Genomic DNA, 13,969 nt, shown 5'->3' with positions numbered 1-13,969 from the left:
CTTTATTGCGTATTAACGACTTGCATTCAATGCCATTACAGCATCCAAAACCGACTGCACGTGATTCTTCACCCTCACTTTACTCCATTCCTTGACGATATATCCCTTTTCATCAATCAGAAAAGTTGAACGAATAATCCCCATATACTCACGGCCATATAGTTTCTTTAGTGCCCAAACACCGAACTTCTCAGCTACCTGATGGTCAGGGTCAGAAAGCAGTAGGAACGGCAGTTCATACTTCGCAATAAACTTATCGTGGGATTTCAGCTCATCTGGGCTAATTCCGATTACTTCCACACCGAGCTGTGCAAACTTACCATTATAGTCACGAAAATCGCACGATTGTTGGGTACAGGTTGGCGTGTTGTCTTGTGGGTAAAAGTAAATGACAAGCTTCTTCCCTTTAAAATCCTTTAAGGATACTTTTTCCCCGTTGGATGCAGGTAGTGTAAATGAGGGCGCCAGTCGCTTGGCTGTCTCTATCTCATTCTGTATCTTTTTGCTCATTTATGTTCTCTCCTCTATTTAACCACTCTTAGGTATATCCATTATGCGCCATTTGAGGTGGGAACATCAAACCTCCATTTCCAAAAACTCCGGAATAGCACAAGCCGCTATTTTCCATTACAATGAGGTTTAGAAATTCGACTCAAGTGGAGTGATTCCTATTGTTTAAGATCTTGCTCATTGAAGATGACGCAACCCTGTTCACGGAGATCAAGATCAGGTTGGCCAAATGGTCATACGATGTACACGGCATAACGGATTTTAGCAGAGTGATTGAAGAGTTTATTGCCCTAAAACCTGATTTAGTTATCATTGATATTCAACTGCCCAAATTTGACGGGTTTCATTGGTGCCGGACGATTCGGACCCATTCCAACATTCCGATTGTATTTCTGTCTTCACGCGATCACCCCACTGACATGGTCATGTCTATGCAGCTGGGAGCGGATGATTTTATTCAGAAACCCTTTCATTTTGATGTGCTCATTGCGAAGATCCAAGCCATTCTCAGGCGTGTCTATAACTACAACACGGAATCCATCAAGCTCAAAACATGGTGCGGCGCAACGGTTGATTACGAGAAAAATGCGGTTACTAATCAAGCAGGCTCGATTGAGTTGACGAAGAATGAAATTTATATCCTCAAGCTGTTGATTGAACATAAGAACACGATCGTGAGTCGGGAAGACATGATTAACAGCTTATGGGATGACCAGCGTTTTGTAAGCGACAATACCTTAACCGTGAATGTCAATCGGCTGCGGAAACGGCTGGACGAGATTGGCTTAGGCCGCTTTATCGAAACGAAGGTCGGTCAGGGTTACATCGCAGCAGAGGAGTCCTCTTTTCATGATTAAGAAATATGTTATGGAAAGGAAAAGCTGGATCCTGCTGTTTCTGTTTGGGCAAGGAATGCTCCTTTTTATCGCTTATCTCGATTATGAGATTCCCTTCTCCCCTATTCTATATATTGTTTTTTTATTTACGACCTTGTTTGCCATCTTTTTGACGATCCGTTACAACAGAGAAACGAAATTCTATAAGCAATTGGAAGAACGAGAAAACAATCTCGATCTCTCAAGTATCGCCGATGCTGAAAGCCCCTTTGAGCAAATTGTCGAGACGAGTATGACGAGCCTGACTGAGCGGCTGAGTCAAATCGCCTCACGACACCAGATAGCGTTAGAACAAGAGAAAGACGAACTGTTGTCCTGGATTCATGAAGTGAAGACACCTCTCACGGCCATGCGTTTAATGATTGACCGCTTGGAAGATGAAACCATGAAAGCTGCTCTGACCTATGAATGGCTGCGGATTCATCTACTGCTTGACCAGCAGCTTCACCAAAAACGTTTACCCTCTATGGAGAATGACCTATATATCGAGCACGTAGATCTTGAAGCTCTTATCTATATGGAGATCAAGACGTTGAAGTCCTGGTGCATCCAAAAAGGAATTGGCTTTGACGTACAATTCGAAGTCACGAAAGTGCTTAGCGATGCGAAATGGTTAGCCTTTATTCTACGACAGCTTTTAACGAACGCAGTGAAATACTGCGACAGCGACTCTTTGGATATCCTAGTAAAGAGCTTCCAGCAGCATGAGCGTACGGTGCTCGAGGTAAAAGACCACGGCCGTGGAATCAACCCCAAGGATCTGCCTCGTATCTTTGATAAAGGCTTTACTTCTACGACTTGGCATCAGGACAGCGCTGCTACAGGTATGGGCTTATATTTGGCCAAAAAAGCGGCGCAGGCCTTGCTCATCCATATCGCTGTACATTCAGAAGCAGGCGCGGGAACAACCTTCACGCTCACCTTTCCACAACCAAATGAAACCGTCCGGATTACGGGCATGTGACAACATTGTCACATGCCTTTCTTCTTTGTTCGTTCAATCGAAGGAAAAAGGATGCGAAGCTTTTTATAATAAAGCTATCGTAGAAGAGGAGTGAATGATATGAATATTTTGGAAGCAACCAAAATCCATAAAAGCTATGGCAATAAACTGAATAAACAAGAGGTGCTCAAGGGTCTGGATATCAGCATTGAAAAAGGGGATTTCGTCAGCATCATGGGCGCATCCGGTTCAGGAAAAACAACCCTGCTCAATGTACTTTCTTCGATTGACAGGCTAAGTCAAGGCTCCATTAAAATCGAAGGCCAAGAAATTACGGCCATGAAAGAGAAGCAGTTGGCTGAATTCCGCAAGCATCATCTGGGGTTTATCTTTCAGGACTATAACCTGCTGGATACTTTGACCGTTAAGGAGAATATCCTTCTGCCGCTGTCCATTACCAAAGCCTCGAAGCAAGAAGCCGATCACAAATTTCAAGCGGTAGCAACAGAGCTCGGCATTTTTGAAATTAAGGATAAGTATCCAAATGAAATCTCAGGTGGACAGAAACAGCGGACCTCTGCCGCAAGAGCCTTTGTTCATGAACCAAGTATTATTTTCGCCGACGAGCCCACCGGTGCACTCGATTCCAAATCCGCATCCGATTTACTTAACAAGCTTAATGAACTGAATCAACGACGGAAAGCAACCATCGTTATGGTTACCCATGATTCAGTCGCCGCCAGCTACAGCAGCAGAGTCATCTTTATTAAGGACGGACAAATCTATACCCAGTTATATAAAGGTCAAGAATCCAGACAGGCCTTCTTTCAAGACATCATGAAGACACAGGGTGTTCTGGGCGGGGTGCACAATGAGCATTAACCAGCTGATTGTTCAAAATCTGAAGTCCAACATCAAGCATTACTACTTGTACGTGTTTGCCTTAATGTTCAGCGTCGCGCTTTATTTCGCATTTGTCACTCTGCAGTATGACCCTGCTTTAGACCAAACCAAAGGTACAATTAAAGGCGCCGCGTCTATTCGAGCTGCTTCCATTTTACTTGTTGCGATTGTCGCCATCTTTAATCTGTATGCCAACAACATCTTTGTGAAAAGGCGCAGCAAAGAAATCGGTTTATTGCAGTTAATCGGTATGACGAAAGGCGCAATTTTCCGCATCCTTAGCGCCGAGAACTTTATCCTTTATTTCGGCTCATTAATCGTCGGGACGTTTATCGGATTTTCCGTGTCCAAGCTCATCCTAATGATTTTATTTCAAATTACAGGTGTTAAGGCTGCCGCTTCGCTGCAATTTTCGTTACAAGCACTGGTCCAGACCCTCGTTATATTTAGCGCTGTCTACTTGTTAATCCTGCTTGTTAATTATATGTTCATTAAAAGACAGAGCATTTTATCGTTGTTTCGCGTCTCTACCTCGACTGAAGTGAAGGTGAAAAGATTGTCTACTTCGGAAGCCATCATGGGGATAGTGGGATTGATCCTTATTTTGTTAGGCTACTACATTTCCTCTAAGCTGTTTAGCGGCGATTTCATGACGATGTTTGCACTCTTTTCGGCCATGATCTTTATTCTGGCCTCCGTCATCATCGGAACCTATCTGTTCTATAAAGGGTCTATCCGGCTAATCCTTAATATCATCCGAAGCAAGAAAAATGGCTATTTAAATGTTCGCGAGGTTTTATCGCTTTCATCCATCATGTTTCGCATGAAATCGAATGCCTTGCTATTGACTGTCATTACAACCGTATCCGCGCTTTCCATCGGCTTGTTATCTTTAAGCTACATTTCCTATTATTCTACGGAAAAAACAGCCAAAAATAACGTGCCAGCCCACTTTGCCATTACGAAGGTAGAAAATGCCAACAAGTTTAAAGCAGCGTTAGATGCTAAACAAGTCAAGCACAGGGATACAGCGATTGAGGTCATTCAGGTCAAGGCCAATCTCCGGGATATCTTGGCTTCCGATATGGACGGCCTTCTCCTTGATCCTAGTAACATGACGATTCCTATTGTCAGTGACAAGGACGCGCCATTCATCGATCTGACTTCAGAACAAACGATTTTTACCGGTACCAATGATCTATTGGAAAAATTTATGAAATTTAAAAATTCCGGCCAGATCCAATTTAGCGGACAACAAGTCGTTATTCCACAAACTTATTTAGGCTCTAAGAAGCAATACATGGTTTCATGGTACTTTTCGAATGGCGGCCAGCCAGTCGCTATCGTCGACGATTCGGTATTTAAGCGTTTAAAGCAAGATATGAATCCCGCGATTCAAAAAGAATCATCCATGTATTTGGGAATTGATATTGAGAATGAAGCGCAGCTTTCTGAAGCGAACCAGATTTTTCACGATCTGGGCTTTGATCAAAATCGGGCTTATGATTCCCGCCAAAATATGGCGAATGACCAGAAAAATAGAATGGGACTCATTATGTTCATCGTTGGCTTCCTTGGACTAACCTTCCTGATTACATCAGGCTGCATTCTTTATTTCAAACAAATGGATGAAAGCGAAGATGAAAAGCCGTCGTATACGATTTTAAGGAAGCTTGGTTTTACGCAGGACGATTTGTTAAAAGGCATTCAGATCAAACAAATCTTTAATTTCGGAATCCCATTGGTCGTTGGGCTGATCCACAGCTATTTCGCCGTCCAGTCGGGATGGTTTCTTTTCGGTGCAGAGCTATGGACACCAATGATAATTGTAATGGTGCTGTATACCGTCTTATACTCGATATTCGGCATACTCTCCGTTCTGCACTATAAAAAGGTGATCCGAAAAGCTCTTTGATAAGAAGTGACAAGAAAAGGCTGCTCCGAGTCGCAAAGACTTCGTGAGCAGCTTTTTTTATCTTTGTATGCCAGGCAATAAATTCGGAATGCTGGCTCTTCCAAGCGCTACGATATAGTCGTCTAGTTCGGTTGTAACTGAATTTCGTTTATATTTAATGTTATCAAACCTTAGACTAGTACCATACTGAAACTTGTTATCCCCAATGGTTAATTCCATCCCGTACAGAAACCCATAAAATGTTCTTTTATCATTGGCTCGGACAAGCTCAATTCTCTTCAATTTTGATGATATCTCCTCTAGAGACTTTGAATCTGTAATGACGAGCTTTTTACCGTCGCCGAATCTGACATCGATTTGTTTAATGCCATTAAAATCTGTCTTCATTAAAGCTGAAAGTGCAACTGGTGTCTCATCTTCAGGTTCCACCACCTCAATATCAAGCGCTGTATATTGCGGAGGATAGCTTTGCAATACTGCTTGTGTAGTCCACACATGGAGCAAATCTCCTAGTTTTAGATCCTCATACTTATTGGAACCGTTGCTTTTATTCGTTACAATAACGGCATCTTCTTCGAGCTTCACCCAAAATTTATCTATTTCCTTGCATTCCTTATCTAAACAGGCCTCAGGATTAACAAGGAGCATCTTTTGATCCTCCCTATCTATTTCGGATATAACCCCAACCAACTCCTCCTCTTTCGATATAACCAAAGTTGTAATATCAAGTGAGAAACGTGACCCTATGGCCTTATAGATGGCTTCTTTAATCTGGCCTTTCTCCTGTAAGCTCAATTCCTCACGATGATTACCTAGCTTAAGAAGCTGAAGATGAAATGCACCATTGGGGTATTCTCTCTCAGACTTATAAATACTCATTGGCTTAACTGACAATTGTCTATACACATTTTCTAAATGAAATATTCGATCTTGGAAGTTTTCAGGCAGCGGAGCTGCAGGATTCGGGGATGGCAGCTCATAAACTCTTTCCACCTCAGTTGGAGGAACGGCCATGTCACCTTGATGCCCGATACTAGACAAACCAAATGCAAATACAAGCAATAAGAGTATGGACTTCATCGATCAACTACACCTCAAATCTTTAGATTCTTTACTACTTAGACGCATAAAATTTCCAATTGTTTCATAATAAACCTTTTTTATGATGCCAACTCTAGACACAAAAAAACCTTATTACGCATAATCCCTGAGAGATCACGCGAAAGAAGGTTGAACAAGAGCTAATTTATAAGTGCCTCAATTTGTCAGGATTAACTACGAGATAGATAGCATCTATCTGACCATCAACAACATGAAAGGAAATTACATTGTAGGGTAGACCCTCATCGTATGCCACAATGCCCATTTGTCCATTCACAGTCGCTAAAGAATAACTGAAGCCAGGCGGCACTTTGGAAAGCAGCCCTGAAAAAAACATGGCGATACGTTCTGCCCCCATAATAGGCTTAACAGCCGCTTTAACCTTACCTCCACCGTCAGAGTAAAGGACGGCATCCGCTTTGACGATGTTCAACAATTGACCGATGTTGCCAGATACTAAAGCCTGCACGAATTGTTCCACGGCGGCTGAAGTTTGTTCTATTACAGGCTGCTTCTGCAGCACCTTTGGATCATCGCCACGATCTGGAAAGCTGCTGATGGCGCTTTTGGCTCTGCGAAAAATTTGCCGGCAATTGGTGCTGCTTTTCCCAACAATCTCGGCAATTTCGTCATACTCGTATTGGAGTACCTCTCTCAATAAGAATACCGCCCTCTCTACCCAAGACAGCTGCTGCAGCAGCAATAGGTACGCGGTCGAAAGAGACTCTTTTTGCGAATAATAGAGATCAGGTTCTGTCTGATTGTCTTCACGCGTTATAAGTGGCTCTGGCAGCCACGGACCTACATAGACCTCGCGCTTTTTGCTGGCGGAACGCAGCTTATCGATACACCGATTGGTAACGATTTTGCATAAATACGCTTTAGGATTGTGGACATGCGCCGGATTCGTCTCATTCACATATAGAAATGCCTCCTGCACGACATCCTCAGCATCCATGACACTCCCCAGCATTCGATAGGCTAGTGAGAACAAAAGCGGTTTATACGATGTATATACCTGCTCGGAAGATCCGGCTAACTCCATATCGCACAGCTCCTCACTCTATTTAGATGATATGACAATTTTACGCTAAATGGCTTTCTTTTAAAATAGCCTCTGCCGCTCGTTTGGCGCTTGCCGCTGATGCGTCAACAAGCATTTCACCATGACTGACCCAGTCCCCAGCCACATAAAGGCCACGAATACCCTGAACAGCCGGACCTGTTAACCTATCTGATTTACCTATATGCATATAGTCGTGGACAACCGTAATATTGGGTAGGAACTGTCTTGCGACAACTTCTTGTTCCCAGCCTGGATGAAGTGTATTCATGGTAGCAGTTAGTATTTGCTCGTCTGCCTTAGGATCGCTTTCCCCAGGTCCGTTATACTTCACCAAATGCACAACCAATGTACCGTCATCACTTAATTTGGCTTGGAAGGTATGATGGGAGAAAAAGATAGGTTGATCCAGAGCGATCGCAACATCTCGTCCGCGGACGGGCAGCTTCTTCAATCCTAAATCAAGGCATGCCGCTTTCGATGGACGTGCCTCATCCTTCCAACGTTTCAGTACCGTATGATCGGCATCACGAACGAGCTTGTAGGTCTCAGAAGCGGAAGCGGTGCTGATCACGTTTGAAATTTCTAGATATTCCTCATCAGCAAGCTTAAGCTTTTGAACCTTGCCATCCTGATGCACGATCTCTTTCACATCTTTGCCGCTAACGATATGCACCCCCGCTTGAACCGCTTTGTCGTGAAGCTGATCCACGATCGTTTGCCAGCCGCCATGGAGGTATAGGACCCCCTTAAGTGAACGCTGTACTTGTGCCAGTACGGGACCGGCCAGCTGATAGTCTGGATCGTGCGTGTATGTGGCGGTTCTGCACAGCGCATAGAAAATATGACGTACCATCGGATCAGGAATCTCACCTTCAGCCCAATCCCTCAAGGTTGAATTGCTTAATGTGGTTAAATCGATTTTGTTTAACTTCATCACCATTCGCAGGAGAGTCATTTTGCCAGACCATGATAGAAGCTTAGATGATAACATACTCATCGGACTCGCTGGCATTGGCAGAATTTGATTGTTCCAGATGGCATTCACTTTGGATGAAGGCGCACCCCCATCTATGTGAACTCCAAGCTCTTGTAGAATCGAGTACGCTTTCCCAGCGCGGTATAACGCATGCCCGCCTAAGTTAAAGGAAACACCATTTTTCTTATTCGTAATGGCCCTGCCTCCCAAGCGCCCCGATTTCTCCAAAACAACCACTTTATTTCCATCCTTAGCTAATTCGATGGCCGCAATTAATCCAGCTAAGCCTCCACCAATAATCGCTGTGTCGTATTTTTTCATGTTTTCACCCTCCGTTTCGCTTTCATACATAAGGCGAAATAGGGAAGTGTTTTGTGACAGATACGGTTTCAAAATCAAACTTTCTTTGTGGATATCTCGATCTGTGGATATGTTGACACTATGCGTGAAAGTTATACACAACGGGACTTTTTACCCTGTGGAATTGTGGATAATTATGTGGATAAAATAAATAATTTCAGTCAAGCTAAACAGAGGGTAAGCTCTGCTCACCCCCAACCCCCTTATCATATGTCAAAAAAGTGCTGCTTCTTTTCACATTAAACAGATCGACTGCTCTCTAACCTTATGCCCTTGTTCAAGTCCAACGCTTCCTTCCAATAATACCCGGCTAAAGCAATATCGAAGACACCTAAACCCATCGGATTGAAGTAAATCGACTCCTCCGCAGAAATATCTTTCAATCGATTACGCAGCACAATATCTGCTAACGTCATAACATCTGGCTCCTGTAAATCATACTGCAGATGCAGTTGTTCGATGTCCGTATTTTCACGACATACCTCTCGCCAATCATCCACGATAATAGCCTTCACCTTGGCTACGCTTTCCGGCCAAAAATCCCTTAGCGATATATTGAGCAGCAGTGCCCCTTTTGGTGGAGCCTCGTCGATATACCTTTGTGCAGAGACGGTACATGTGGCAATTACGTTAGCGCTTCGATAGCCGGACCGCCAATCGCTTGTGATGTCAGTAATCCCTTGAACGGCAGCAGGAACCGTGCTTGGATCTACACCCTTCAGATCGTACACAGTCACCCGTTTAATCTTTTCTCCGAATAACGCGATACACATATCGAGGTGCAACCGACCAATGGGTCCCCACCCTATCACACTGATGCGCAAATCAGCAGGCTGCCTGGTTGCGATATAATGACTAAGCATGACACCGCTCACCGCCGCTGTCCGCAAGCCATTCAGCAAGCCGCTGTGGATAAATGCCAGAGGCTCACCAGTAGTAGGCTTATTTAGAATAATGGTATTATGCGCTCTAGGAAGGCCGAGGCGGTTATTATTCGGAAAGCTTGCAATCCACTTAATTCCCGACATCTCGATAGTTCCGCCTACGAAAGCAGGCATCGCTATAATCCGGTTGGCCTGCTCACGGAATCGTAAGTACGGCTTTAAGGGGTGTACACAGTCACCACTGTCTTTAATGGCAACGACATCTTGGATGATGTCAGTTAGCTTCGTCCAATCGATTCCGATTTCTCGGATATGGTCATCTTGTAAATAAATCATACGCCAGTCTCCCATACCAGGTACTCGGATTAGAGCCTATCTCTTGCAAAACCCATTCGTCGTTGTACACAGTGTTCAAATAACGCTCGCCTCGATCTGGTAAAATGGCGGCACAAACCGCTCCATCAGGGATGCTTCCGCTCATTTTGCGGATCGCAGAAATAACGCCTCCAGAAGAGGCACCCGCCAAAATCGCTTCACTCCGCACTAAAGCGCGGCAGCCTTCTACGCAATCCATGTCAGAAACGTAAATGACAAGGTCCGCTACATCATGTTTGTATAGACCTGGTATCATTCCGGCGCCGAGCCCCGGGAACCTTCTCGAACCTTTTTCCCCGCCAAAAATGACACTTCCTTCCGCATCCACAGCTACAATCTGTGTGGACCACCCACGACTTCGGATGTATTCCATACACCCTCGAATCGTTCCACATGAACTTACGCCACAAAATAAATAGTCAATCGGTCCCAATTGCTCTCCGATTTCCGACATTGTCGTCTCCATATGTGCCTTGGCATTATCAGGGCTTGCATACTGATTGGTCCAATACGCATTCGGTATTTGTCCAACCAGCTCGCCTACTCTCCGAATCCGTGCGGGCAAAAATTCACCAGTCTCCGCGTCAGGTTCCGTGACAAGATCAATTTCTCCATGAAAGCTGCGGATAATCTGCTTATGCTGCTCGGTTGTGCGGGGATCAACCACACAGATGAATCGCAGTCCAAGATAACAGCATAGCTGCGCAAGACTAATAGCCAAATTACCTGAACTCGATTCCACAATGACGCTGTCGCGGGTCACTTCACCACGCCGTATCGCTTCTCGAAGCATATAAAGTGCTGGCCTATCCTTCGCGCTGCCCCCTGGATTCATCCACTCCATCTTCCCGTAAACTTCGAATGGCTGATCTTTGAACAACCGCTCAAGTCGAATGAGCGGCGTGCCTCCGATCGCTTCAACAATACCCCCTTCAAGCTGCATACGCATTCCCTCCTTCACGTATAAAAGATTTTTTTATTCTTCACGGAGGTGCGGCTTAGCGAATCATCAAAGGTACCTCCGATAACCTGAATTCCCTCTAGTATTCGGGCTCGAATCATCATGCCGATCTCTGGAATGCGGTTTTCCACATCAAAACGAATGCTTTCCAGAACGGCTGTTGTTGCATTCGGACTGTACACAAATACCCGTAATGAATTGCCCGCCACATTCACACGAACACTGGCATTTCCTAAATGATGATAAACGACATCTTCAATGTCGTAGATACTTATCTTCTCTCCGTGCTTCAGATCAGTCCCTATTCGCTTCACTATACTTTGAAAACTTTGTCTAGGTACACCATCCACCATAATAGGACGCAAATCACGAACAACATCGTAAGTAACGTACCGCAACGCAGGAAACGAGTCTCTCACCGTTGACGTCAGAATAAGCACCTGCTCTTGCTCATCCGCCAGAGGCTCCAAACCTTCTCCAAGCGACTCCGCTCTGACCCCCTCGGCCATGAGCCCTTCCGCCAACAGATACCTCCCATGTTCGTGGGAAAAGTAAGCAATTGTTCCGATCTCAATAGAACCATACGTATCTGTTATTTGTTCATCAGCGATGCCGAGCCTTTCAGCTACTCGCTTGATCCATCCTCGTGCTGCAATTTCCCCAACCAAAATAACATGTCGAATCCCATACGCAGAAGGGTCATCAGAGGCCAGCAGAATGCGATCTAGTATGGACGGCATTGTATACAGCACTTCAGGCCTAAAGCTTGCCAATCTTTCAATATGCTGCTCTACAGGAAGTTGGAACGATAATGATTGGGCCTCCATACCCAGTTTGCGGAACACCTCTACAGCCGTCGCCTCCGCATGTCCCGTCCCCATATCCGCCATCGCAGTCCGATACTTGTGTCCTTCAAGAATCGTTCGGAAAATATCCAGCTTAATGCGCAGGTAAGCCTCTTCATCCGATTCTGAGTAAAAAATCGTTTTACGCCTTTTGGAACTCGTGCCAGATGTGCGATAAAGATTCAAATCAGAGCGCTGCAGAAATGGGTTATTATCCGTGTAGTAAAACGTCTCCAGAGTAGCTGCTGACATCAGCGGCAGCGCAGCCAAAGCTCCACGCCATTCCTCATCCGACTGCTCAAGATCGTTCCCTTGCAGATACCAAGGAAATTGCCGTTTCATCAACTGCATCGTTTCCATAATGTGCATGGAATGGTTGTTCCTCCTCTCCGCTTTTCCATCATAAAAAAATGATAATCCAAGACACTTCAGACTACATATCCTATGCGTTCTGTCCGCCCTTAGTTCTTTATTCATAACTTGTTGTCACAAAACCCGGTCTGGCATTTTCACCTATATGCCATCCAGTTCATATGTTAAAGAAATTCTATTTTCTCTATAGAGAAGAGGATCGTATCCATGAACAAAACCCGCAAAACCATTGCTAGCAAGCTGATAAAAACTCGAATTGTACTTGGAAATAAGAAATTGCAAAAACACGTGCCCCCCACTCACCCCCTTACTCAAAAACGGTTATTAGCTATGCTGGCGAGGTACGGAATGATATATGTCAAACCCGATGCCGGCTCACTAGGTATAGGCGTGATGCGAGTTGAAAAAAAGGGCGGGATTTACCGCTATCAAAGCGGGGTACGAATATTCACCTTTCCAACGTTTGAGAAGCTGTTCCAATCCCTACAGAGTCGCTGCGGCAGCAAACGTTATCTCATTCAGAAAGGCATTTACGTCTTGAAGCATGAAGGAAACCCTTTCGATTTTCGTGTCATGATTCAGAAAAAGCCTTCCGGTGGGTGGGAATGTACCGGAACAGCTGGGCGTGTCGCTCATCCACGCAAAGCTGTTACCAACGGCAGCCAAGGCGGTACTATCTACAAGACCGCTGATCTCATTGAACCCAAGCACGGAAGCGAAGCCACGACTTTGCTTTTGCAAAAGATGAAGCGGCTAGCAAAGCTAACAGCTGTGCAATTTAGCCGCTCCTATCCTGCCATGAATGAACTCGGAATTGACATCGCCGTCGACCGCAGGTTGAAGCCGTGGATCTTGGAAGTGAACACGCATCCGGACCCATGTCCGTTCACCAAGCTGGAGGATAAAGCGATCATCCGTAAAATCATCACTTATGCCAAAGCCTATGGCAGGCGGTACTGCTTGACTTGCTCCAAGGCGAAGAAGGCACCTAAGCGAAACGAATAATCATGATGATGTATAAAAAAAGCCCAGTTCTTGCTTTTTAGCAAGAACTGGGCCTTTCAATTTACTTTTATGATCCCGCGCCGCGGTACCGTTTCACGCCAATATTCCAAACCGTAATTCCCAAGATGCTGAAACCAATACCAACAACCGGTGTCAGCAAGGCGAACCACTTCCAATTCTCTGGATCGATGAAATAAGCAGCCGGATAGAAGCCAACGAATGCAAAAGGCAGAATCCACGTCAAGATCGTTCGGAGCAATTTATTGTAAATCGTTGCTGGATATCGTCCATAATTTTGGATGTTCCAAATCAACGGCAGAATACCTGTCGGCGCATCGGAGAAAAAGGCCAGCGACGTCAGCGAGATGTATACTCCTGCATAAATGAGAATCGATCCAATCACCAGGACGATAAAGACCAGCGGATCATGCCAATGAAACGGAATGCCAAGCTTAACCCAGGAGTAGATCATGACGATCATACCCGCCAACGCGCTGAATAGCGAAGATGGACTCAGATTTTCGAGCATCAATTGCCACAGATTGTAGGCGGGACGCGTCAGGATGCGGTCCATCTCCCCTTTGACAATATAACGTTCACTAAAGCCCCATAAGTTAAAAAAGGTGATGAATATGCCATAAGGAATCATAAAATAACCGTAAATGAACAAAATCTCTTCTTGATTCCAGCCGCCAAGCGATTGCGTTTGCAAAAATACGACGAGAATGAAGAATAGATTCAAGCCATTGAACATCAAGTCGGAAAGAACCTCAATCCAGAAATCGGATCGGTAGGTGAGACGTGTTTTCATGTAATTCTTCAAGTATTCCACAACTAGGGAGATATAGAACTTCATC

Annotated in this window: 13 protein-coding genes; 5 read left to right on the top strand and 8 right to left on the bottom strand. The window is 44.8% G+C overall.

Translation table 11 applies throughout. The features are described 5' to 3' along the window. Nucleotides 1-12 precede the first annotated feature (12 nt). Nucleotides 13-510, bottom strand: a complete 498-nt coding sequence (bcp, locus tag QFZ78_RS26015; protein WP_307551868.1) for a thioredoxin-dependent thiol peroxidase — start codon at nt 508-510, stop codon at nt 13-15. A 161-nt stretch (nt 511-671) separates the two neighbouring features. On the opposite strand from bcp, the gene QFZ78_RS26010 reads away from it, so the two are divergent. The 4 genes from QFZ78_RS26010 to QFZ78_RS25995 all read left to right on the top strand — a co-directional run bounded on the left by QFZ78_RS26010 (nt 672) and on the right by QFZ78_RS25995 (nt 5,167). Then, on the top strand, nt 672-1,367 hold the full coding sequence (locus tag QFZ78_RS26010; protein WP_307551866.1) for a response regulator transcription factor: 696 nt from the start codon (nt 672-674) through the stop codon (nt 1,365-1,367). Continuing rightward, nucleotides 1,360-2,370 (top strand): sensor histidine kinase, encoded by a 1,011-nt coding sequence (locus tag QFZ78_RS26005; protein ID WP_307551865.1) that lies wholly within the window; start codon nt 1,360-1,362, stop codon nt 2,368-2,370. Before QFZ78_RS26010 ends, QFZ78_RS26005 begins: the two co-directional genes overlap by 8 nt. Nucleotides 2,371-2,469: 99 nt before the next feature. Beyond that, entirely contained in the window at nt 2,470-3,231 is a 762-nt protein-coding gene (locus tag QFZ78_RS26000; RefSeq protein WP_171641302.1) for an ABC transporter ATP-binding protein, read from the top strand. After that, nucleotides 3,221-5,167, top strand: a complete 1,947-nt coding sequence (locus QFZ78_RS25995) for an FtsX-like permease family protein (RefSeq protein ID WP_307551864.1) — start codon at nt 3,221-3,223, stop codon at nt 5,165-5,167. The genes QFZ78_RS26000 and QFZ78_RS25995 overlap by 11 nt, the downstream gene beginning before the upstream one ends. A gap of 57 nt (nt 5,168-5,224) precedes the next feature. Here the strand turns inward: QFZ78_RS25995 and QFZ78_RS25990 are convergent, their stop codons facing one another. The 6 genes from QFZ78_RS25990 to QFZ78_RS25965 all read right to left on the bottom strand — a co-directional run bounded on the left by QFZ78_RS25990 (nt 5,225) and on the right by QFZ78_RS25965 (nt 12,104). After that, complete coding sequence (locus tag QFZ78_RS25990; protein ID WP_307551862.1) at nt 5,225-6,247, bottom strand: DUF3221 domain-containing protein; 1,023 nt, start codon at nt 6,245-6,247, stop codon at nt 5,225-5,227. A 166-nt stretch (nt 6,248-6,413) separates the two neighbouring features. Then, nucleotides 6,414-7,313, bottom strand: a complete 900-nt coding sequence (locus QFZ78_RS25985; protein WP_307551860.1) for an RNA polymerase sigma-70 factor — start codon at nt 7,311-7,313, stop codon at nt 6,414-6,416. Between the two features lie 40 nt (nt 7,314-7,353). Further along, nucleotides 7,354-8,631: a phytoene desaturase family protein gene (locus QFZ78_RS25980; protein ID WP_307551858.1), complete on the bottom strand. Its 1,278-nt coding sequence runs from the start codon at nt 8,629-8,631 to the stop codon at nt 7,354-7,356. Between the two features lie 278 nt (nt 8,632-8,909). Further along, nucleotides 8,910-9,890 carry a 2,3-diaminopropionate biosynthesis protein SbnB gene (locus tag QFZ78_RS25975; RefSeq protein ID WP_307551856.1) on the bottom strand — a complete coding sequence of 327 codons (981 nt, stop codon included), beginning with the start codon at nt 9,888-9,890 and terminating at the stop codon, nt 8,910-8,912. Further along, nucleotides 9,871-10,872: a 2,3-diaminopropionate biosynthesis protein SbnA gene (gene sbnA, locus QFZ78_RS25970; RefSeq protein ID WP_307551854.1), complete on the bottom strand. Its 1,002-nt coding sequence runs from the start codon at nt 10,870-10,872 to the stop codon at nt 9,871-9,873. The genes QFZ78_RS25975 and sbnA overlap by 20 nt, the downstream gene beginning before the upstream one ends. Before the next feature lie 14 nt (nt 10,873-10,886). Further along, a complete protein-coding gene (locus QFZ78_RS25965) occupies nt 10,887-12,104 on the bottom strand; it encodes a phenylacetate--CoA ligase family protein (RefSeq protein WP_307551851.1) in 1,218 nt (405 codons plus the stop codon). 210 nt (nt 12,105-12,314) lie between these two features. On the opposite strand from QFZ78_RS25965, the gene QFZ78_RS25960 reads away from it, so the two are divergent. Continuing rightward, the gene (locus tag QFZ78_RS25960; protein ID WP_307551849.1) at nt 12,315-13,112 is read left to right on the top strand and encodes a YheC/YheD family protein; all 798 of its coding nucleotides are present in this window, start codon (nt 12,315-12,317) and stop codon (nt 13,110-13,112) included. Nucleotides 13,113-13,179: 67 nt separating this feature from the next. Here QFZ78_RS25960 and QFZ78_RS25955 read toward each other — a convergent pair whose 3' ends face one another. After that, the gene (locus QFZ78_RS25955) at nt 13,180-13,968 is read right to left on the bottom strand and encodes an ABC transporter permease (protein ID WP_307551847.1); all 789 of its coding nucleotides are present in this window, start codon (nt 13,966-13,968) and stop codon (nt 13,180-13,182) included. Nucleotide 13,969: the final 1 nt, after the last annotated feature.

This window comes from Paenibacillus sp. V4I5 (genome assembly GCF_030817255.1).
Lineage (GTDB): Bacteria > Bacillota > Bacilli > Paenibacillales > NBRC-103111 > Paenibacillus_E.
This window is presented reverse-complemented; position numbering and strand designations above follow the sequence as displayed.